30 protein-coding genes are annotated in these 19,552 nt (G+C 38.7%); 7 read left to right on the forward strand and 23 right to left on the reverse strand.

Annotated elements, in window-relative coordinates:
- Window positions 1–13: 13 nt before the first annotated feature.
- The 12 genes from TZ94_RS06105 to TZ94_RS06160 all read right to left on the reverse strand — a co-directional run bounded on the left by TZ94_RS06105 (window position 14) and on the right by TZ94_RS06160 (window position 10,130).
- Complete coding sequence (locus tag TZ94_RS06105) at window positions 14–400, reverse strand: hypothetical protein (protein ID WP_045615185.1); 387 nt, start codon at window positions 398–400, stop codon at window positions 14–16.
- Between the two features lie 45 nt (window positions 401–445).
- Window positions 446–784 carry a DUF7716 domain-containing protein gene (locus TZ94_RS06110; RefSeq protein ID WP_045615187.1) on the reverse strand — a complete coding sequence of 113 codons (339 nt, stop codon included), beginning with the start codon at window positions 782–784 and terminating at the stop codon, window positions 446–448.
- 18 nt (window positions 785–802) lie between these two features.
- A complete protein-coding gene (locus TZ94_RS06115) occupies window positions 803–1,222 on the reverse strand; it encodes an SMI1/KNR4 family protein (protein ID WP_045615189.1) in 420 nt (139 codons plus the stop codon).
- 19 nt (window positions 1,223–1,241) lie between these two features.
- Entirely contained in the window at window positions 1,242–1,577 is a 336-nt protein-coding gene (locus TZ94_RS06120; protein ID WP_045615191.1) for a hypothetical protein, read from the reverse strand.
- A gap of 36 nt (window positions 1,578–1,613) precedes the next feature.
- Window positions 1,614–2,312, reverse strand: a complete 699-nt coding sequence (locus tag TZ94_RS06125; RefSeq protein ID WP_045615193.1) for a 3-oxoacyl-ACP reductase — start codon at window positions 2,310–2,312, stop codon at window positions 1,614–1,616.
- The gene (locus TZ94_RS06130; protein WP_045615194.1) at window positions 2,305–2,541 is read right to left on the reverse strand and encodes a DUF2829 domain-containing protein; all 237 of its coding nucleotides are present in this window, start codon (window positions 2,539–2,541) and stop codon (window positions 2,305–2,307) included. Before TZ94_RS06130 ends, TZ94_RS06125 begins: the two co-directional genes overlap by 8 nt.
- Window positions 2,542–2,648: 107 nt before the next feature.
- Window positions 2,649–3,680, reverse strand: a complete 1,032-nt coding sequence (locus TZ94_RS06135) for a DNA/RNA non-specific endonuclease (protein WP_045615196.1) — start codon at window positions 3,678–3,680, stop codon at window positions 2,649–2,651.
- A 154-nt stretch (window positions 3,681–3,834) separates the two neighbouring features.
- Window positions 3,835–4,761 (reverse strand): aldo/keto reductase, encoded by a 927-nt coding sequence (locus tag TZ94_RS06140; protein WP_045615227.1) that lies wholly within the window; start codon window positions 4,759–4,761, stop codon window positions 3,835–3,837.
- A 101-nt stretch (window positions 4,762–4,862) separates the two neighbouring features.
- Window positions 4,863–6,860 (reverse strand): methionine--tRNA ligase, encoded by a 1,998-nt coding sequence (metG, locus tag TZ94_RS06145; protein ID WP_045615198.1) that lies wholly within the window; start codon window positions 6,858–6,860, stop codon window positions 4,863–4,865.
- Between the two features lie 136 nt (window positions 6,861–6,996).
- On the reverse strand, window positions 6,997–8,256 hold the full coding sequence (locus tag TZ94_RS06150; protein ID WP_045615200.1) for an ABC transporter permease: 1,260 nt from the start codon (window positions 8,254–8,256) through the stop codon (window positions 6,997–6,999).
- A gap of 1 nt (window position 8,257) precedes the next feature.
- Window positions 8,258–8,959, reverse strand: a complete 702-nt coding sequence (locus TZ94_RS06155) for an ABC transporter ATP-binding protein (protein ID WP_045615203.1) — start codon at window positions 8,957–8,959, stop codon at window positions 8,258–8,260.
- Window positions 8,943–10,130 (reverse strand): efflux RND transporter periplasmic adaptor subunit, encoded by a 1,188-nt coding sequence (locus TZ94_RS06160; protein WP_045615205.1) that lies wholly within the window; start codon window positions 10,128–10,130, stop codon window positions 8,943–8,945. Before TZ94_RS06160 ends, TZ94_RS06155 begins: the two co-directional genes overlap by 17 nt.
- Window positions 10,131–10,369: 239 nt before the next feature.
- Here TZ94_RS06160 and gor point away from each other — a divergent pair, with 239 nt between their 5' ends.
- Both gor and TZ94_RS06170 read left to right on the forward strand, forming a co-directional pair.
- Window positions 10,370–11,716: a glutathione-disulfide reductase gene (gene gor, locus TZ94_RS06165; RefSeq protein WP_045615206.1), complete on the forward strand. Its 1,347-nt coding sequence runs from the start codon at window positions 10,370–10,372 to the stop codon at window positions 11,714–11,716.
- 140 nt (window positions 11,717–11,856) lie between these two features.
- On the forward strand, window positions 11,857–12,396 hold the full coding sequence (locus TZ94_RS06170; protein ID WP_045615208.1) for a biotin transporter BioY: 540 nt from the start codon (window positions 11,857–11,859) through the stop codon (window positions 12,394–12,396).
- 51 nt (window positions 12,397–12,447) lie between these two features.
- Here TZ94_RS06170 and TZ94_RS06175 read toward each other — a convergent pair whose 3' ends face one another.
- The gene (locus tag TZ94_RS06175; protein ID WP_004253080.1) at window positions 12,448–12,663 is read right to left on the reverse strand and encodes a YdbC family protein; all 216 of its coding nucleotides are present in this window, start codon (window positions 12,661–12,663) and stop codon (window positions 12,448–12,450) included.
- A gap of 92 nt (window positions 12,664–12,755) precedes the next feature.
- On the opposite strand from TZ94_RS06175, the gene TZ94_RS06180 reads away from it, so the two are divergent.
- Window positions 12,756–13,076, forward strand: a complete 321-nt coding sequence (locus TZ94_RS06180) for a hypothetical protein (RefSeq protein ID WP_045615210.1) — start codon at window positions 12,756–12,758, stop codon at window positions 13,074–13,076.
- A gap of 29 nt (window positions 13,077–13,105) precedes the next feature.
- Here TZ94_RS06180 and TZ94_RS09665 read toward each other — a convergent pair whose 3' ends face one another.
- The 5 genes from TZ94_RS09665 to rpsP all read right to left on the reverse strand — a co-directional run bounded on the left by TZ94_RS09665 (window position 13,106) and on the right by rpsP (window position 15,359).
- A complete protein-coding gene (locus tag TZ94_RS09665; protein ID WP_004253071.1) occupies window positions 13,106–13,444 on the reverse strand; it encodes an ATP cone domain-containing protein in 339 nt (112 codons plus the stop codon).
- A 12-nt stretch (window positions 13,445–13,456) separates the two neighbouring features.
- Complete coding sequence (gene trmD / locus TZ94_RS06190) at window positions 13,457–14,176, reverse strand: tRNA (guanosine(37)-N1)-methyltransferase TrmD (RefSeq protein WP_045615211.1); 720 nt, start codon at window positions 14,174–14,176, stop codon at window positions 13,457–13,459.
- Entirely contained in the window at window positions 14,166–14,684 is a 519-nt protein-coding gene (gene rimM, locus TZ94_RS06195) for a ribosome maturation factor RimM (protein WP_016465641.1), read from the reverse strand. The genes trmD and rimM overlap by 11 nt, the downstream gene beginning before the upstream one ends.
- A gap of 143 nt (window positions 14,685–14,827) precedes the next feature.
- The gene (gene kphA / locus TZ94_RS06200) at window positions 14,828–15,067 is read right to left on the reverse strand and encodes an RNA-binding protein KphA (RefSeq protein ID WP_000379617.1); all 240 of its coding nucleotides are present in this window, start codon (window positions 15,065–15,067) and stop codon (window positions 14,828–14,830) included.
- 19 nt (window positions 15,068–15,086) lie between these two features.
- Entirely contained in the window at window positions 15,087–15,359 is a 273-nt protein-coding gene (gene rpsP / locus TZ94_RS06205; RefSeq protein ID WP_004253064.1) for a 30S ribosomal protein S16, read from the reverse strand.
- 177 nt (window positions 15,360–15,536) lie between these two features.
- Here rpsP and TZ94_RS10020 point away from each other — a divergent pair, with 177 nt between their 5' ends.
- Window positions 15,537–15,725 (forward strand): hypothetical protein, encoded by a 189-nt coding sequence (locus tag TZ94_RS10020; protein ID WP_045615213.1) that lies wholly within the window; start codon window positions 15,537–15,539, stop codon window positions 15,723–15,725.
- 396 nt (window positions 15,726–16,121) lie between these two features.
- Here the strand turns inward: TZ94_RS10020 and TZ94_RS06215 are convergent, their stop codons facing one another.
- The 5 genes from TZ94_RS06215 to TZ94_RS06230 form a co-directional block, all read right to left on the reverse strand.
- Window positions 16,122–16,406, reverse strand: a complete 285-nt coding sequence (locus TZ94_RS06215) for a hypothetical protein (protein ID WP_014334291.1) — start codon at window positions 16,404–16,406, stop codon at window positions 16,122–16,124.
- An 18-nt stretch (window positions 16,407–16,424) separates the two neighbouring features.
- Entirely contained in the window at window positions 16,425–16,703 is a 279-nt protein-coding gene (locus TZ94_RS06220) for a TMEM175 family protein (protein ID WP_045615216.1), read from the reverse strand.
- A gap of 219 nt (window positions 16,704–16,922) precedes the next feature.
- On the reverse strand, window positions 16,923–17,057 hold the full coding sequence (locus TZ94_RS10115; RefSeq protein ID WP_277813642.1) for a hypothetical protein: 135 nt from the start codon (window positions 17,055–17,057) through the stop codon (window positions 16,923–16,925).
- Window positions 17,058–17,100: 43 nt separating this feature from the next.
- Window positions 17,101–17,439 carry a Cd(II)/Zn(II)-sensing metalloregulatory transcriptional regulator CadX gene (cadX, locus tag TZ94_RS06225; RefSeq protein WP_000711078.1) on the reverse strand — a complete coding sequence of 113 codons (339 nt, stop codon included), beginning with the start codon at window positions 17,437–17,439 and terminating at the stop codon, window positions 17,101–17,103.
- An 11-nt stretch (window positions 17,440–17,450) separates the two neighbouring features.
- Window positions 17,451–18,065: a CadD family cadmium resistance transporter gene (locus TZ94_RS06230; RefSeq protein WP_045615217.1), complete on the reverse strand. Its 615-nt coding sequence runs from the start codon at window positions 18,063–18,065 to the stop codon at window positions 17,451–17,453.
- 28 nt (window positions 18,066–18,093) lie between these two features.
- On the opposite strand from TZ94_RS06230, the gene TZ94_RS10025 reads away from it, so the two are divergent.
- From TZ94_RS10025 to TZ94_RS06240, 3 genes are all read left to right on the forward strand, one after another.
- A complete protein-coding gene (locus TZ94_RS10025; RefSeq protein WP_071788258.1) occupies window positions 18,094–18,267 on the forward strand; it encodes a FanG protein in 174 nt (57 codons plus the stop codon).
- A gap of 412 nt (window positions 18,268–18,679) precedes the next feature.
- Window positions 18,680–19,276 carry a membrane protein gene (locus tag TZ94_RS06235; RefSeq protein WP_045615219.1) on the forward strand — a complete coding sequence of 199 codons (597 nt, stop codon included), beginning with the start codon at window positions 18,680–18,682 and terminating at the stop codon, window positions 19,274–19,276.
- Window positions 19,277–19,278: 2 nt separating this feature from the next.
- Window positions 19,279–19,503: a helix-turn-helix transcriptional regulator gene (locus TZ94_RS06240; RefSeq protein WP_045613392.1), complete on the forward strand. Its 225-nt coding sequence runs from the start codon at window positions 19,279–19,281 to the stop codon at window positions 19,501–19,503.
- The last annotated feature ends 49 nt before the right edge of the window (window positions 19,504–19,552 follow it).

Genomic DNA, 19,552 nt, shown 5'->3' on the forward strand with positions numbered 1-19,552 from the left:
TTATCGACTACACCTAGTAATAAGCGACTTCGCCTATACCATATTCTAAAATTTCAAAACTATTGAGGGAGAATTTAAGTCCTCTACCATGCTCCGAGTCCTCTCTTAGTCCAAATTCCAAACCAAAAATTAGGTCTATATCCCTTTGTTCAGACAAAATAAAAATGGATAGGAGTCTGGCGTGCGCTAGTTCTGGAAATTCCTCCTGAATTTTTTCCAAAGCTTTTGGATACCATACTGATGATTGATCCAGTTGATTATCGAGTTTTACTTTATAAGACGGAGTCAACTCCTCATTGATAACCTCTAAAGAATCACTTAAAGCAAGGCAGACCTTTTCCTTTTCCTCTGGAATTGCCACATATATCTCGTTATGGATATCAAATTTATATTCTCTCATCACTATCTTTCCTCCTTTCGGATGCTAGTTCTCAAATCTGACTAGCTAATCATCAAATGGCATAAAGCTATCATGCTGCTGATAATAATTTAAAGCATCGACCAAGTCTTGGTGACTTGCATTCGGTTTTTCCTCAAGTGCGGCTGCAAGAACATCAATCAACTGCTCTCCATAGTAGACTAGTTGCAGATCTTGCTCTGCTACATCCGTCGGGTAGACATCACAGTCTTCCACGACATCCGGATAATCAGATACCCAATAGAGCCTAGCTAGTGCCAGTTCTCCATCCTCCTTGCCATAGAGGCAAAAATCATCTGATACTAATTGATCTACGCGCACCTGCTCAATTATCTGCTCTAGTGAAAGTTCTTGGTATTTTCGCATCCCTTCTCCTTTTTAATCTCACTCTTCAACAAAAGAGTTCAAAAATTCCTCAAAAGAAGCCCATTGACCGTAGATCTCAGCTGTTTCTTCTAAGACATAGAAATAAACCTTGCCATAATCCTCTGCCCTTAGAGAAAGAGCATAGTTGCCAGAACCAGGATCATAGGCGAAATGAAGAAGGTCTGCCGCCTTAAATCCCGCAGGAACCACCTCATCGTCAAACCAGGTAAGAAACTTCCTCATCTCCTCCAGTGAATCAAAGGAATTAAAAGGAAAGAGGTGACGGTCATCGTGGACGCCCCTTACTTGGGGCTGGCCACCATTGTACTTGACATAAAAGTCCATCATAGTTTTTGGCAATTTCTTTCCAAGAATCTCCTCAAATTGTAAAAGATCTTCTTTTGAAATCGGTGAATCTTCATCAAGCATCCTAAACATGATTACTCCCTTCAAGTTTCTACAATTCTTCTTCCAAGACCTTGTCAATAAATTCATAGACGTTCTTAGCAACTTTTTTCATTTCTAAAGAGCCTAAGGCACCCAAGTCATTTTCATAAATGCAATCATCTGCATTTTTCTTAATAAAGTAAGCCAAATCTCCTTCCTGTCCAATCATAAAGTAATCTGGCTCTACTTCCTCAATCTGATAAGTCTCATTACGCTCTTGAAGATCCTCCTTAGCATACAAACAGATGCCTGAATCTCCAATTTCATAGGGGTCAATCTCTTCCCACTCCGTTAAAAACTGATAGTAGAGATTGGGCAAGACAAATCCAAACTCATCTCTTTTCATAGTTTACCTCCACATATTCACAGAATACCAACTATGCTACTTCAAAGACCACCCACCATCAATAGTCAGGATCTGTCCTTGCATGGCAGACGCCTTCCCACAGGCCAAAAAGAGGCTGACTTCCGCCACTTCTTCTGGCTCTATCCAGCGCTTGATGGGCGTCTCACTGGCTACCCAGTCTGCTAAGCCACCTGGTTCAAAGTCCGCTGCGGTCATGCCTGTTTTGACAGCTCCCGGCGCGATGCCAAAGACTTGAATACCAGCTTCAGCATAGTCTAAAGCCAACTGCTTGGTAAAGCCTGCCAAGGCATGTTTGGACGAGGTATAGGCGTGGCCTCCTCCACCAGCTAAACTTGAAGCAATGGAACACATATTAATGATGATTCCCTTCTTATTCTCCAGCATTTGTGTCAAATAATGTCGAGTCAGCTCAACTGGAGTCACATAGTTGATTTCAAAAATCTCTTGAATTTCTTGGGCTGATTGTTCTAGTAAAGGTTTGTAGTCATCCAAAATTCCGGCAGTATTACACAGAATATCAACTTGAGGGCACCAGTCAAAAATTGGTTCCAAGTCAAGCGTTAAATCACGTTGTAGAAAGTGAAAGTCGCCTTGTAAGGCAGGCTTTTCACCCTGATCCACTCCGAAAACCTGATAACCTTTTTCTAAAAATAGACGAGCTTGTGCCAGACCAATCCCTGAACTTACTCCCGTAATCAATACACGTCTAGTCATGGACTTCCACCCAGTCTGCCGCTAGGACATCACAAGGAGTTGGGCTCCACATAGAAAAACCTTCCCCTTCACCAGTTACGTTGATGAGGAAATAGGGTGTCACTTCAAGGGCGATACCATTTTGTTCAATGGTATCAAAGAGCTGGACATAGTTCTCAGCTCCACCCCAACCAGTACGTACATATTTTTTCTTAGCCTTTAGTCCAGGCAAAATTTCTTCAAATGTCATGTTTTTCTCCTTTGTTATCTATGAATCTTAATTTAATTATAACAAAAAACCGTTTTCCAACGGCTTTTTGACTGTGATTATTCTGATTTATATAGCTTGAAAAACCATCACCATTGCAATCCAGCTTCTTTGATTTCCTTTTTAGAAGCATACTTCCCATTTGGTCGATGCCATCTTCCTTTTCTATCTCTAAAGTAACCACCTGAATTACTGCTTTGTGACTCCTCCGCAGGTGCTGGTGCTTCAGTTTCCTGCTGTGTCTGTTCTTCTTTAGCCTTCTCTTCAGCCTCTTTTTTTGCTTTTTCTTGTGCTTCTTTTTCTTCAGCCTCTTTCTTAGCCTTTTCCTCGGCTGCTTTAACTTCAGCAGCACGTTCTTCAGCTGATTTGACCGTATTTTTTGCAGTACCATCCGCATAATTTATTTCAGCATTTTCTGAAACATTATCTAAGGTAACATGGGTTACGGAATACTTATCAATTTTTTCCTTACTGCTACCTAATTTAATCTCAAGTAACTTACCATCCTGATCAATTCCTACGTACTGTAAGATAATTTGTCTCGGAATCAATTCATTATCCTTATAGACTGCTGTCACCTTATAGTCAAGGTAATAGTTTGGATGATTTGCAAGCCATGAATCAAGTCCATTTTCATAATAGAGCATGCTACTTTGATTTTTGTCATCCGTTCCAGTAAAGGCACCTGTATTTAACCAGGCTGTCATAGGGACTAAATTGCGACCTTCATCATTAAGTCCACTAAATTGATAACCAACTAAATGACCACGATTCATCAGCCAAGCTTCTTTTGTACCATCACCATAGTAAAATTTATAGTTATGCCATCCAACTGGATCAAAGGTTAATTTAGCTTCTCTCTTTTCTTTAGGTTCATCACTATCTTTGAATTGAATATGAGCATAGGTTGCACGAGATTTGGAATCAAGTTCTCCAAGTTCCAGCTGCTTTTCGTTTCTAAAAGTAAGTAAACCAGCTTCCTTGTACAATTTTGTATTATCCTGCGTGGTCTGTTCAGTCGTTACAGGTTCAGTTACTTTTGCATCTTCCTTATGTTTCGAGCAACCAACTGATGTCAGCAACGAGAGAAAAACAACAGAAGTCAAAACTATTCTTTTCATTCTATATTCTCCTATTTTATCGAAATATTTATTATATTGTTATTTTATACCATTTTATCATTTATAGTTTGTATTTTCAAACAATTATATAAATTTTTTTTCAAACAAAAAGAGCAAGTAGAATCTCGCTCTTGAGTGGATTTCGTTTTAATTTCTAAGGTAAATCATTCCCTGCTGCTAGGTAAATTTCATACCATTCTTTTCGTGTTAGAGTCAGGTTACTTGCTTGGCTTGCTTCTAGCAAGTGTTTGGGTTTGGTTGTTCCTACTACTGCCTGCATCTTTGCTGGATAGCGTAACACCCAAGCGATAGCAATGGCTGATGGGCTCACACCGTATTTTAAAGCTAATCGATTTAGAACCTCATTTAGATCTTGAAATTGCTCTTTGCCAACAAAATTACCCTTAAAATAGCCAAACTGCAAGACTGACCAAGCCTGAATGACCATGTCATTTAGTTTACAGTATTCAAAGATGCTACCATCACGCACAGCTGCCTTGTCACCTTCCATATTGACATGGAAACCAGCGTCAAAACCAGGCGTAAAAGCTGCACTTAGTTGTAACTGATTGATCGTTAATGGCTGTTTGACTTCTTTCTTCAGCAACTCTATCATCATAGGATTTTGATTGGACACACCAAAGTCTCGAACTTTACCAGACTTGTGCAGGATTTCAAAGGCCTCTGCCACTTGGTCTGCTTCCATTAGGGCGTCCGGACGATGGAGAAGCAAGCTATCTAAATAGTCAACCTGCAATCTCTGTAGAATTCCATCTACTGAGTCCAAAATATAATCTTTTGAAAAATCAAAATAGGTAAATTCTTCTATGCGAATACCACACTTGGACTGGATCCACATCTTTTCTCGCAAATCTGGACGATGTTTTAACACCTGACCTAGTAATTCCTCGCAACGACCTCCACCGTAGATATCTGCTAGGTCAAAAGCATTGATTCCGACAGATAAGGCTGTTTCAACCAGCTCCTCCACTTCTTTAACCGATTTGTCACTGATTCGCATCATGCCGAGGACAATTTCTGATAGTTCTCTTTTCTCTTGTCCAAATGGGATGTATTTCATGGTTTTTTCCTCCGTTTTCTTCATTATAAAACAGAATGACTCTTTTATCAACAGACACCTCACAAAAGAAAAGAACCAGTTCAAACTGGTCCTTTTAAATCTTATCCAATCACACTTCCGTTTGGTACAGCTGGATCAACTGTGAGAAGGGTTAATTTGCCATCATGTTCAGCTGAGAGAATCATCCCTTGGCTGACATATTTTTTCATCATTTTACGTGGTTTAAGGTTAGCAACGATTTGAACTTTCTTGCCGACCAATTCTTGTTCGTTTGGATAGTATTTTGCAATTCCTGAGAGGATTTGACGATCTTCACCATCACCAGCATCCAAGCGGAATTGAAGCAACTTATCAGAACCTTCCACTTTAGAAACTTCTTTGACTTCAGCAACACGGATTTCAACCTTGTCAAAGTCTTCAAACTTAATTTCTTCCTTGTTCAGTTTGAGTTCAACTTCATCTGGATTCCATTCTTTTTCGACGGCTGGCTTGTTACCTTCCATTTGTTCTTTGATATAGGCGATTTCTTCTTCCATATCGAGACGTGGGAAAATAGGTGTTCCTTTGGCAACTACCGTTACACCTGCAGGTAAATCAGCCAAGCTCAAGTTTTCAAGGCTAGAAACTTCTGCGAGTCCAAGTTGAGTCAAGACTGCACGACTGGTTTCCATCATAAATGGCTCAATCAAGTGAGCTACGACACGAAGGCTAGCTGCCAAGTGGCTCATCACACTTGCCAATTGGTCACGGTGCGCTTCGTCCTTAGCCAGTACCCAAGGAGCTGTCTCATCGATATACTTGTTGGTACGTGAGATAAGAGTCCAAACTGCTTCAAGCGCACGTGGATAGTCAACTGCTTCCATATAGGTGTGGTAGTCAGCGATTGATTGTTCTGCAACTTGAGCAAGTGCATTGTCAAAGTCTGTCACACCTTCTACGTAGGCAGGGATTTGACCATCAAAGTACTTGTTAATCATAGAAACCGTACGGTTGAGGAGGTTACCAAGGTCATTTGCCAATTCATAGTTGATACGTCCTACATAGTCTTCTGGAGTGAAGGTTCCGTCTGAACCGACTGGAAGGCTACGCATGAGGTAGTAACGAAGTGGATCTAGTCCATAACGTTCTACTAACATTTCAGGGTAAACAACATTCCCTTTAGACTTAGACATCTTGCCGTCTTTCATGACAAACCAACCATGGGCAATCAAGCGATCAGGCAATTTCATATCCAACATCATGAGAAGGATTGGCCAGTAGATTGAGTGGAAACGAAGGATGTCTTTTCCGACCATATGGAAGACTGTTCCATTCCAGAATTTATCGTAGTTAGCATGATCCTCTTGACCATAACCAAGAGCAGTCGCATAGTTGAGAAGGGCATCAATCCAAACATAGACAACGTGTTTTGGATTTGATGGGACTGGCACCCCCCATGTAAAGGTTGTACGTGATACCGCTAAATCTTCCAAACCTGGCTCGATAAAGTTTTTCAACATTTCATTGAGACGACCATCTGGAGTGATGAAGTCAGGATGTGATTTGAAAAATTCGACCAAACGATCTTGGTACTTGCTGAGGCGAAGGAAGTAAGACTCTTCTGAAACCCATTCCACCTCGTGACCTGATGGAGCGATACCTCCCGTTACATTTCCAGCTTCATCACGGAAAACTTCCGCAAGCTGACTTTCTGTAAAGAATTCCTCGTCTGAGACTGAATACCAACCAGAGTATTCACCCAAGTAAATATCATCTTGAGCAAGCAAGCGTTCAAAGACTTGAGCTACTACTTTTTCATGGTAGTCATCAGTTGTACGGATAAATTTATCGTATGAGATATCAAGCAATTTCCAGAGTTCTTTGACTCCAACTGCCATGCCGTCAACATAGGCTTGAGGCGTGATACCAGCTTCTTCAGCTTTTTGTTGAATCTTCTGACCATGCTCATCAAGACCTGTCAGATAAAAGACATCGTAGTCCATGAGTCGTTTGTAGCGAGCTAGGACATCACATGCGATAGTTGTGTAGGCAGAACCGATATGAAGTTTACCAGATGGATAGTAAATCGGTGTTGTAATATAAAAATTCTTTTCAGACATAATATTTCCTTTCCAGGCTAATGAAACCTGTTTTTCTAACACTTCATTATATCATATTTTTAGTGATTTTCGAAATGGAAATCCATACAAAAAACAAGATAGACAAGTGTCCATCTTGTTTTTCCTGTTGTTTATTTTATTCATATCGAAGGGCTTCAATAGGATCTAGTTTAGAAGCTTTATTGGCTGGTAGAACACCAAATATCATACCGATGCCAGCTGAGACAGCTAAACTAAAGAGAGCAATTGGAATGGATACGCCAACTTCGATTCCTGCAATCATGTTTTGAAGAAGGACACCCGCAAGCATGGTCACTCCTGCAGCCAGCACAAGACCGATGAACCCTCCTAACAAGGTTAAAATCATGGATTCAATCAAAAATTGAACCAGAATATTAGCCCGTGTAGCTCCCAGTGCTTTTCGTAGACCAATCTCGCGAGTACGCTCTGTCACCGAAACAAGCATGATGTTCATAACACCAGTACCACCAACAAAAAGGGAAATCCCCGCAATGGCACTAATAATCGTTGTTATGAAGCCAAAGAGTTGTTGAACTTCTTGGAAGGCAGCAGACGCATCTGCAACTTGATATTCCCCTTGTTGAAGACCTGCAATCTCTGTCATTCTTCTTGCCAACTCTGGTCCCAAAGTCTGGGTTAAGCTAGTATCATTGACACGGAAGACAATATTTGAAATCTCATCTGTGTTAAAATTAGCTGCAAGAGAAATATTGGTCGTAATTGGTAGTCCTCCGACTCCAAAGGCTTTTGCAGCCTTAGCTTCTTTACTTGCATAAACACCGATAACACGGTAACTAATTTCGTTTACTTCAATAATCTGATTGAGGGCATCCTGTGCGGAACCAAAAAGGCTATCGGCTAGTTCTTCATCTAGGATAATCACACTTGCGAAATCCTTATAATCTTGCGCTCTAAGGCCACGACCTGCAATGATTTCATTTTCGACCGCATCCATATAGGTGATATTCCCACCCGTCATGTTAGCGTGTTCGACCTTTTTATCCTTATATGTCAAGGTCACATTGGCTGAGTTGGTCACATAGTAGCTATCCACTCCCTTGAGCTTAGCAGCTTCCTTGACCCATGCTTCTTGAGGTTTTGGTGGTTCAACAAAATTTTCTTCTTGACCACCAGACAAGGTCAATGCAGATTGTCTTTGTGTAAAGGAACCGTCCTTACTCTTTGTAGGTGAGAAAAAGACATGGATATCTTTCTGGGACTTGGTCATATTTTTATTGACCTGACGAGACATGGAGTCCCCTAAGGCCATAATCACGACAACGGAGGATACACCGATGATAATCCCGATCATGGTCAAGAAGGACCGCATCTTGTGGGCCATAATGGATGAAAAGGCAAATTTCAGATTCTGCATCTTAGTTTTCCTCCTTTTCTACTAAGCCACTATCAGACGAAATGACACCATCTCGGATGACGATTTGACGTTTCGCATAGGCAGCAATTTCAGGCTCATGCGTAACCATGATAATGGTTTTTCCTTCTTTATTTAATTCAACCAAGAGTTGCATGATTTGATTTCCTGTTTTGGTATCAAGTGCCCCAGTCGGTTCGTCTGCTAGAATGATTGAAGGATTGTTGACTAGAGCACGCGCAATGGCAACCCTTTGCTTCTGACCACCTGACAACTCCGAAGGTAAATGATGGCTACGCTCGGTCAGTTCAACCTTTTCCAGATACTCTTCCGCTAATTTGCGACGTTTTGAAGCTGAAACTCCAGCATAAATCAAGGGCAATTCTACGTTTTGAAGAGCATTGAGCTTGGACAAGAGAAAGAATTGTTGAAAGACAAAGCCGATTTCTTGATTTCGAACCTTTGCTAATTGTTTTTCTCCCAAACCAGCTACTTCTTTTCCGTCTAGAAAATACTGACCACTTGTAGGTGTATCTAGCATACCAATGGTATTCATGAGGGTAGACTTACCAGAACCAGATGGTCCCATGATAGCCACGAATTCTCCCTCATGAACTTCTAGGTTAATGTTTTTAAGAACTTGAAGTTCTTGGTCACCATTACGATAGCTACGGCAGATATTTTTGAGGCTAATTAGTTGCTTCATCAGTCTTCACCTCTTTTCCTTCTTGCAAGGAAGCTGTCGGATTACTGATGACTTTTGCTCCATCTGTCAGACCAGATGTAATTTCTTGGTTTTCTGCATCTGCATTGCCCAATCCAACTTCAACTTTTTTGGCCTTTTGATTTTCGTCAAGAATCCAAACGTAGTTTTTATCTTCTTCCATCACAATGCTGGTAATCGGTACAAGCAATGCTTTGCTAGTGCTTTTCACTTCGACACTGACTGTAAAGCCCTGTTTCAAATCACCAATTTCGCTAGTTACATCGACTGTATATGGGTATTTAGAACCAGTGTTGGAACCAGCTAAGCTACTACTTGCTTCACTATTATTTTTTGGATAATTTGAAATATAGCTAATCTTACCATTCCAAGTTTTATCTGGATAGACCTTAGAAGTAAAGGTGACTTCTTGGCCAACAGAAAGGTTTGCAAGATTGTACTCAGAAAGCTCTCCCTTGACCTGCAAGTTATCGTTACTTACGATATGAACCAAAACTTGACTATTTCCTGTTGGAGATTTTGAAACATTACGATTCACTTCAACAACTGTTCCCTCTACAGTACTCAATACAGTAGCAGAATTCAATTGGGCTTGAGCTTTTTCGAGTTGCGCTTCTGCATCTGCACGCACATCACGTGCATCGCTGATTTGAGAATCAATAGCAGCTGTGGCAGAACCGGATGACTGAGCTGGTGCTTGTCCAGTTGCTCCTTCTAGACCTGCTTGAGGAATACTTGGTGTTGCTGCGGCGGTATTACGTGAATCGTTTAATTCATTGATATGACGGTCAGCTTTAGCTACAGCACGGCTTGCAGCATCATAGGCAGCCTGGGCTTCTGTACTACTATACTTGACTAGTGCCTGCCCCTCGCTGACCTTATCTCCTACAGAAACCAAGACCTCATCCAAGTCACCCTTACTAGCATCATAATAAACATATTGTTCATTCTGAGCCGTCACAGTACCGGATAAGAGAACTGATGAAGCTACTGAACCCTCTTTTGCAAGAGTAATCTTTGCAGTTTCATCTTTTGTTGCAGCTTGATTTGGTTGTCTTAATAGAAGAACGGCAGCCGCTCCCACTACAAGAACTGATGCAACACCGATAGCTGTAAATAAAGGCCATTTCTTGGCTTTTGACTTTCTTTTCATATCAATACTCCTTTTTAATTGCATATATTAAGATTATAGCACATATCTTAAAAATGGACAATTTATTTCTAACTATCCAAAAACATTTGCTAAATCTTTTATTGTTGTGTTAGTTATATAATACAACTTCTTTTTTATTTTTGCAAGCATTTTCTTAAGAAATTTAAGCGTAGCAGATTTTTGCATTGACTTTCAAAAAAAGATAGAATATGACTAGAAAACAACTAAAGGAGCTTTCAATGAGAGAATATGATATTATCGCCATCGGTGGAGGTAGCGGAGGTATTGCTACCATGAATCGTGCTGGCGAACATGGTGCTAAAGCCGCAGTTATTGAGGAAAAGAAATTAGGAGGAACTTGTGTCAATATAGGGTGCGTTCCTAAGAAAATCATGTGGTATGGAGCACAAATTGCAGAGAGTATCCACAAATATGGACCTGACTATGGTTTCACAAGCACTGACAACGAATTTGATTACACAACACTTCGTAAGAATCGTGAAGCTTATATTGACCGTGCTCGCTCGTCTTACGATGGAAGCTTCAAGCGCAACGGGGTTGATTTGATTGAAGGACGTGCTGAGTTCGTTGATGCTCATACAGTCAGCGTTAATGGCGAATTGATCCGTGCTAAGCATATTGTAATTGCGACTGGAGCTCATCCTCATATCCCTGCTATTCCTGGTGCTGAACTAGGTGGTAGCTCAGATGATATCTTCGCCTGGGAAGAGTTACCTGAATCGGTAGCTATTCTAGGTGCTGGTTACATTGCTGTAGAATTAGCTGGTGTACTCCATACACTTGGTGTAAAGACTGATCTTTTCGTACGTCGTGAACGTCCGCTACGTGGATTTGATAGCTATATTGTTGAGAGCTTGGTTCAAGAAATGGAAAATACAGGACTAAACCTCCACACTCACAAAGTCCCTGCTAAACTTGAAGAAACTGAACAAGGTATTACCATTCATTTCGAAGATGGCAGCACTCATACTGCCAGTCAAGTTATCTGGGCAACTGGTCGCCGTCCAAACGTTGAAGGACTTCAACTTGAAAAAGCAGGTGTTACCCTCAATGAACGTGGTTTCATCAAAGTTGATGAATACCAAAACACCGTCGTTGACGGTATCTATGCTCTTGGAGATGTTACAGGCGAAAAAGAACTAACACCTGTCGCTATCAAAGCTGGTCGTACTCTCTCAGAAAGACTATTCAATGGCAAAACCAATGCTAAAATGGATTATACAACCATTCCAACTGTTGTCTTTTCACATCCAGCTATCGGAACTGTCGGTCTGACTGAGGAAGAAGCTATCAAAGAGTATGGACAAGAAAACATCAAAGTCTATACTTCAAAATTTGCTTCTATGTATTCATCAGTGACTAGTCACCGTCAAGAAGCTCGCTTCAAGCTAGTTACAGCAGGTGACGATGAAAAGGTAGTTGGTCTTCATGGTATCGGCTACGGTGTTGACGAAATGATTCAAGGTTTTGCAGTTGCTATCAAAATGGGAGCTACAAAAGCTGACTTTGATGCTACCGTCGCTATCCATCCAACTGGTTCAGAAGAGTTTGTTACGATGCGTTAAAAGAAAAGAGAGACCCCTTGGTCTCTTTTTTTATCTCAATCGGCCGTTACAAGTTTGTAACCTTTGTTTTTAAAATAGGTTGACATTTATATCTCTTCCAGTATAATAGTTACTATAAATTATAAAAGAGGTTAACTATTATGAAAAAAGCACACATCTATGCTATTCCTGCTATTGGGGCCGCTCTGATTGCAGTATTAGCCCATATTAGCATTCCAATTGGACCTGTTCCATTTACTCTGCAAAACTTTGCTATTGGTCTCATTGCTACTGTTTTTAGACCAAGGGAAGCTGTTCTCTCTGTTGGACTTTACCTCTTACTAGGTGCTATTGGACTACCAGTCTTTGCTAGTGGTGGAGCTGGTTTTCATGTTCTGGTTGGTCCAAGCGCGGGTTATCTTTGGTTTGACCTAGTCTATGCAGGGATTGCTTCCTACCTAACTCACACAAATAGTGGTGTTGTACGTATTTTCCTAGCTAATCTCTTGGGAGATTCACTTGTTTTTGTCGGTGGTATTCTCAGTCTCCACTTCTTAGCTGGAATGCCTTTTGATAAAGCACTGGCTGTAGGTGTTATTCCCTTTATCATACCTGATCTTGCCAAAATTGTAGCCATTAGCTTCATCAGCCGACCACTACTCCAACGTCTTCGTACACAAGCTTATTTTTCAAGCAAATAAAAGAGGCCGGGAATTTCCCTAGCCTCTTTTTAATTAATCTTGTATGAAAGTTTATTGATTCTTAAAAGCATCCACCATGATTTGAAATTCTTCATTTGAGAGGGTAATTCCTTTCCCCATCTTGGTGTGGTCAGGACTCCAGCTACGAATGTCAAACTTCGCTGGTGCACCATTAAAGCTGACACGATTGATTTCTTTGGTCCATCCTTTTTCATTTTCAGATAGAGTAAGCAAGTGTTCTTCAATTTCAAATGTAAATTCTGCCATGTTTTTCTCCTTTTTGTTCTCAATTGATTATTCGAAAAATCTTGTAGATTTCATAAAATTTTTATATAATGATGTAAAGAAGGGAGGCCGGAATGAAAGATTTTTTAAAACAGGCTTTGCAAAAAGTCCATGATTTTATTAATGGACATGAAGATTCCATTCCTGAAAAAAGCGATCCCCTAATTGCTAGACTTGAAGAAGCCTTAGTTAAAAAAACAGCTGTACACATCATTTTTGCTGAGTCAAGTTTTACAGGCGATATTATCAAGTATGATACTGACCGCCAACAAATTATCGTTAAAAATTTCGCAAAAAATGTTAGCCGTATTATTCGAGTGTCGGATATTCGAAGAGTAACTTTCGTTCCTTCTACTATCCAAACGGCCCAAAAAAGAAGATTTAAGAAAGAGTGAGATGCTTCTATCATCTCACTCTTTTTATCTTAGCGAATTTGTTCAAAATGAAGGTGAACAGCGATGTGGTCGCCATAACCACTTCTCTCCAAATCACGTTGCAAACGATAAGAGATATAATGTTCTGCGATTGTAATGTATCCCGCACCAAGTAAGCGGTGTTCAACCATTGATTGAATCATACTGATAGTCGCACGTTCTACTTTTGCTTCTTCCAAATCCAACACAACTTTTTTAGTAACTTGAGCTAGATTTTGGCGCAAATCGTCAGTCAAAACATAGACTGTCTGAGCCGCCTTAAGGATAGCTTGGTAGATTTTATCTGGATCAAAATCAGCGACTTGTCCATCACGTTTAATTACTTGCATAGTTTTCTCCTTTTAATTGTTATTTTCTTTAATTTCTGCTAACATTTTCTCTTCTTCTGCTGTTAGTTTATACTCTTCCAGCAAATCAGGTCTACGTTGGTAGGTTTTCTTGAGACTCTCATAGAGTCGCCATTGACGTATGTTTTCATGGTGTCCACTCATGAGAACATCTGGAACTAGCATTCCACGATAATCGTAAGGTCTTGTGTACTGAGGATATTCCAAGAGTCCTGATGAAAAGCTATCATCTTGGTGACTTGCTTCCTTCCCAATAACTTCTGGAATCAAGCGCACCGTCGCATCAATCATGGTCATCGCTGCTAGTTCTCCACCAGTCAAGACATAATCTCCAAGAGATATCTCATCGGTTACCAAGGTCTTAATACGCTCATCATAGCCTTCGTAGTGACCACAGATAAAGATAAGCTCTTCTTCTTGCGCCAAATCTTCAGCATAAGATTGGTCAAACTGCTTCCCAGCAGGGTCTAAGAGAATCACGCGCGGGTTCTTTTTTTCAATCGCATCAAAGGCGTCAAAAATCGGTTGCGCTCGAAGGAGCATCCCTTGACCACCTCCGTAAGGTTCATCATCCACATGACGGGCCTTTTCAGCGTAGTCACGAAAATTATGATAGTGGATATCTAAGAGTCCTTTTTCACGAGCCTTGCCAACGATGGAATGTTCTAAGGGTGTGAACATTTCTGGAAAAAGAGTTAAAATATCAATCTTCATCGTCTAACCCTTCTAAGAGTTCAACATCCACACGGTTATTAGGAATATCTATATTGAGAACAACAGGCGGGATATAAGGTAAGAGTAGGTCTCGTTTGCCTTTTCGTTTGACTACCCAGACATCATTGGCGCCTGGCTGAAGGATTTCCTTGATAGTTCCAATCAAGTTATCTCCCTCATAGACTTCTAAACCGATAATCTCGTGGTAGTAAAACTCACCTTCATCGAGGTCATTGAGATTCTCCTCAGCAACCTTCAGACTGTAACCCTTATATTTTTCGATATCATTGATATGGTACATATCTTTAAACTTGATGATATCGAAGTTTTTTTGTTTACGGTGGCTTGCAATGACCACTGTACGCACAAATTGATCTTTTTCATCAAATAAGGCAAGCTCTGCCCCTTTTTTAAAGCGTTCTTCAGCAAAATCGGTCACTGACAAGACACGCATCTCACCCTGTAGCCCCTGCGTATTGACGATTTTCCCAACATTAAAGTAGTTCATCTTGTCTCCTGTATCTATTTCTCCCTTTATTTTATCATGTTACAGGGATTTTCACAAGTTGGAGAAAGGGATAACGATTCTTTAATTATGAAGAACATTCATGGATTTTCTTGCAAAAAAAGCGAGACCGTGTCCCGCTTTTCTTATTTTTCATCAATAACGATTCTTACTTTTTTGTCTTCAGTTGGGACAGAGTAGACAATCGTTCTTATCGCAGAAATAGTGCGACCCTTACGACCGATTACACGACCCACATCGCTCTGGTCAAGATCCAAGTGATATTCCAAAAATTCTGGTGTATCTTCAATCTTGATAGTTAAGGCATCTGGTTGTGAAATCAAAGGTTTCACAATTGCAATAATGAGATTTTCAATCGTATCCATCTGTCAACCTACTTTAAACTTATTTTGAGAATTTAGAATCGTGGAATTTCTTCAATACGCCTTCTTTTGAAAGGATGTTGCGAACTGTATCTGAAGGTTGAGCTCCATCAGCCAACCATGCCAAAATACGGTCTTCTTTCAAAGTTACTTGGTTTTCTTCAACAAGTGGGTTGTATGTTCCAACTGTTTCGATGAAACGTCCGTCACGTGGTGAACGTGAATCTGCTACGTTAATACGGTAGAAAGGTTTTTTCTTAGAACCCATACGAGTCAAACGGATTTTTACTGCCATTTTTAATATCTCTTTTCTTTTATTTTTTATTTCGGTGAAATAGCTAAGCTATTTAGCACATGTTCTATTATAACAGATTTTCGAGAGGTGTCAAGAAAAAAACTTGACAGAGTTAAAAATTTTTAAATTTTTTAGAAATTTATTAGACTAATAGGGATAAATTAGAAGAAAAAATTTATGAATACTACTTTTGATACTGTCTATAAAGACTACCCTGTCAAGCCCTATATCTTTCCTAATCTTGATATGGAAGGCCCTAAACCTGTCCCAAAACGCAAAATGAAACTACTAGAAGACAATCTAATAGCAGATGATATCACCCTCCTATGGAGAGTCCAGTTTGGCACTTTTACAACCGAAACATGATTTTAAAAACTCCCATTCGAATATGTTTCAAAATTCACTTAAAATCAATGTTTCCCCACTTTTTCAGCAAACAAATTTTCATCTAATTTGAATAACTTTCAATTAAATGGTGTGAATTTTGTCAAAAACACCCCATGGTGTGAACCATGAAGTGTTGTAAATGCTGTATTATAGCTAGTTCTTAACGTTTAGAGAACTACCTAGCTTTACGAGCTTTCTTAAAATCTGGTTTGGAAAGTATGCATTTCAGTTGGACTAAAAACAGCGAAATATCAAGGATTTTAAGAACGATATCTACTAATTAATTTATAAAATATGAATTAATAGATTCTAAATAGGGGAATAGTTTAGGTCTGTAATCATTAAAATAATGCACCTAACTTTGGTCACCGTTTTTTAGTTATTCACTCTTTTTTCAGATAGTGTTTTTAAAGTTATGATGTAAAATGCCGCAATTAAAACACTATACATCATAATCGGAGGATAGAGAATCAAGGATAGAATCAATCCCACTCCTTTAATTATTAGGTCAGGTATCAATAACTTTCTATATTGTGCGGTAGCTTCAAGTAATTCTTTCTGATCTATATTGGGTTTATCAATTACTTTATGTAAAAACCAGTTTGCTACCGTTGAAACAATAACGATCAGTCCATAAAAGAGCTGTGCCGTATGGTTCATGAAATGACTACTAACGATTCAAGTAGCATAGGGCATAAATGAAACAAAAAATAAAAGAAACAAATTCCACCAAACAATTTGTGGGGAAATTTTCTCAACCTTTTCCCATAGTGTGTTTAGTGCCATCCATAACGATCCTAACCAGAAAAAGGAAAGAAAATAAGCAAAGAAATTTTGCTGTAAATCCCAAAAAGCTTGAAGACTTGGTGTCGTTGGTTTTTCTAATTCTAAGATTAGGATAGTCATTATAATTGCTAGAACCGCATCTGTCAATGCAATTAATCTATCTTTCTTCATCAGATTACATCACCTTTCATTTTGTAGCATTCTATCTCATCGTATAATATTTATTAATCTTAAATATTGGTTAATCACTTCATATTTTGAGTACAAACAAGATACACTAAAAAGCATGTATCTGTCATATTTTATTTAACTTTAGAAATATTCATCCATCTAATCAATAAATATATCATATTTCACAATAAATAACTACTATCAAAGATACATTTTCTTTCAGATTTCTTCCTTTTCAACTTGGCTAACTTGACCTGCATTACCTAGGTCGCTTTGCCTTAAATTATACTTTTTTCTTAAACATTTGATACGAGTAGGTATTTCTTGTGAGTAATTTTCATCAAAAAATTTCATATATAATCTCCCTATAATCATGGAAAAGTAGTAAAAATAGTTGTTATCCTAGTTGATTAAAAAAATCTCTGATTTCCTCATCCTTTATAAAATAATATATAATTTTCCCCTCTCTTCTAGTGTCCAAGATGTTTTGATTGGCTAGTTTACGAAGATGGTGGGAGGCAGATGCCATACTGAGATTTAATAAACAGGCTATATCGCAGACACAGAGTTCTTCGACGGCAAGGAGATAAAAGATGATATTTATTTGTTTATTATCGGTAAATTTTGATAAAATGCGAAGTGATTTTTGGACTTTTTCCTTTTCAAGGTAGTTCGTTGCGGTTGTAACATTTTGTTGATTTATAACATCCACTTGACAGATACTATCTTTTTTCATAATTTTTTCTCCTAGCCGAACACAGCCCATAGCATGTCAAAGCTGTTGTTTTCAATCAAGATATACATCCCCAATCCTAAATAAACAACGGCAATAAACCATCTGCTATATTTCTCCAAAGTTTCTCCAACAGAAGGGACTTGTGCCAATTTTTGGGCAGAAAAAACCAAGAGATAAATCATGACTAGAAAGGTAAGTAAAGCCACTATCAAATTCGCTAAATTTAAGGTAATAAAATATGGGACAAAAACACCAATATTGTCAGCGCCACAACTTGCAAAAGTAATCATAGCGACTAGAAAAATCAGGTTTTTATCATCTTTGCGCAAACCATCTTTTGCAATAGCTTCTCCATCAGAATCTCCTAAAAGCAAAACTTTGAGTCCTAGGAAAATTGGAATCAAACCGAGCAAACCTAAAATCTCTTTACTAGGAATATAATTTAAGACAAATGCAAAAAGTAAACTTAGCAATATTAGACTAACAGAGCCTAGAAATTGTCCTAAATAGATGTTAATGATGTCCTTTCTGCTTTTTCTTTTGGCAAAAAATAACATTAGGATAATAAGTAAGTCTACGGCTGTCCCAGAATACAGGATTATTGAAGTAACAATATTTTGAATCATAAAACACCTTATTCAAATATATTTTTGAATGTATTCTAACATTAAACTTTGTAGATGTCAACTTCAGCTCCATCAAAACATAGATAAGAAGGTAGTGTACCAAACATTAAAAAGCCCTGCCATCGAAATGATAGCAGGGCTTAACTTCAATATCCAGATGATATATTTATCTAAAAAAGGTAGAGTTTGGACTGAAATATAGTGAAATGTATTGAAATTGGAAAAAAGAAAAAACGCTTGAAATCAGCGTTTTTCTTATGTATTGATTCGTATTGAATGCTTACTTCACTTCTGTAAAAATTAGCTTCTACACCTACAAAGCTTATTCTGACAGACTTTATAACAGCCTAATAAAAAAGTAGAGTTTCATACAGTATCTAGATTTTCCAAAAGTTCTTTATCATCAAATGCTATTAACGAAACTATCCAAACCAAATCCGATGCATTGCTTCAAAGAATTCTTTAGTTGTTTGACTAGCGAGGTCTTAAATTAAAAAAATTTTTCAAATAATTGCCACATTGACACATAAATTTTTGCTTTCTAAATTTAAGTGTGATATATTTATAACATAAATTTAAGTGTTATATATTTATAACACAAAAAGGAGTCTATCATGAAAAAAAGTCAAAAAATGCGTGGCCTCATTGCAATGATTGCCGTAGCTCTCTTTATTGATTTTATTGTTTTATTTGGTTCTAATCTTAGTTGGGGACCCAAGTTAGTTATTGTTGGTATTTCAGTGTTAGGTCAGATTGTAGCTATTTGGAGCTGGCTACATATGAAACCACGGCCTCATAAGATTCAGAAAGGTAAGGGGAAGACTATTTTTGACTTGTCTGCTAAACTTTACACGGTACTTTTATTTGCAGCATGCATTATTTATACAGTAGGGATTTGGGTTTCGACCCCAAGCGAAAGTTCTGGTATTAAAGAATGGATTTTGGGAATTGGCCTCGTTATTGAAGTGATTGTATTTGGTTTTTTCTGTTTGAAAAATGTCAAGGAAACTCCGGACGAACGCTTTTATGCTAATTTAGCAAAGGCAGCAAGCTTAATGTTTGTTTTTATACTAGGCGCACTGATGATTCTAGCAGTTATCATTGGGTATATGGGGTCTCTCACTCTTTACATGGGCCAGATCTTTATTAGCATAGCTGCCTTGATTTTCATCTTTGCGGTTGTCTATCTTATCTTGGAACGGAGAGGATAAGTATGTCCAAAGAAAGCAATATTATTACTAATCTCAAATCTGTTCGTGAGTCCACAGGCATGACCCAGCAGGAGTTAGCCGACCTCATCGGCATGCGACGCGAGACAATTCTTCACTTGGAAAATAACCGTTACAATCCTTCGCTGGAAATGGCTCTTAAAATTGCTCAAGTTTTTAATCTGAAAGTAGAAGACCTCTTTGAACTCAGACAAAAAGAGGAAGCATAATTCTTTTCGAGACCTAGTATTAAGTTCATTGATTAATTAGGAATTGAAG

Source organism: Streptococcus infantis, from assembly GCF_000960085.1.
In the GTDB taxonomy this organism is placed as follows: Bacteria; Bacillota; Bacilli; order Lactobacillales; family Streptococcaceae; genus Streptococcus; species Streptococcus infantis_C.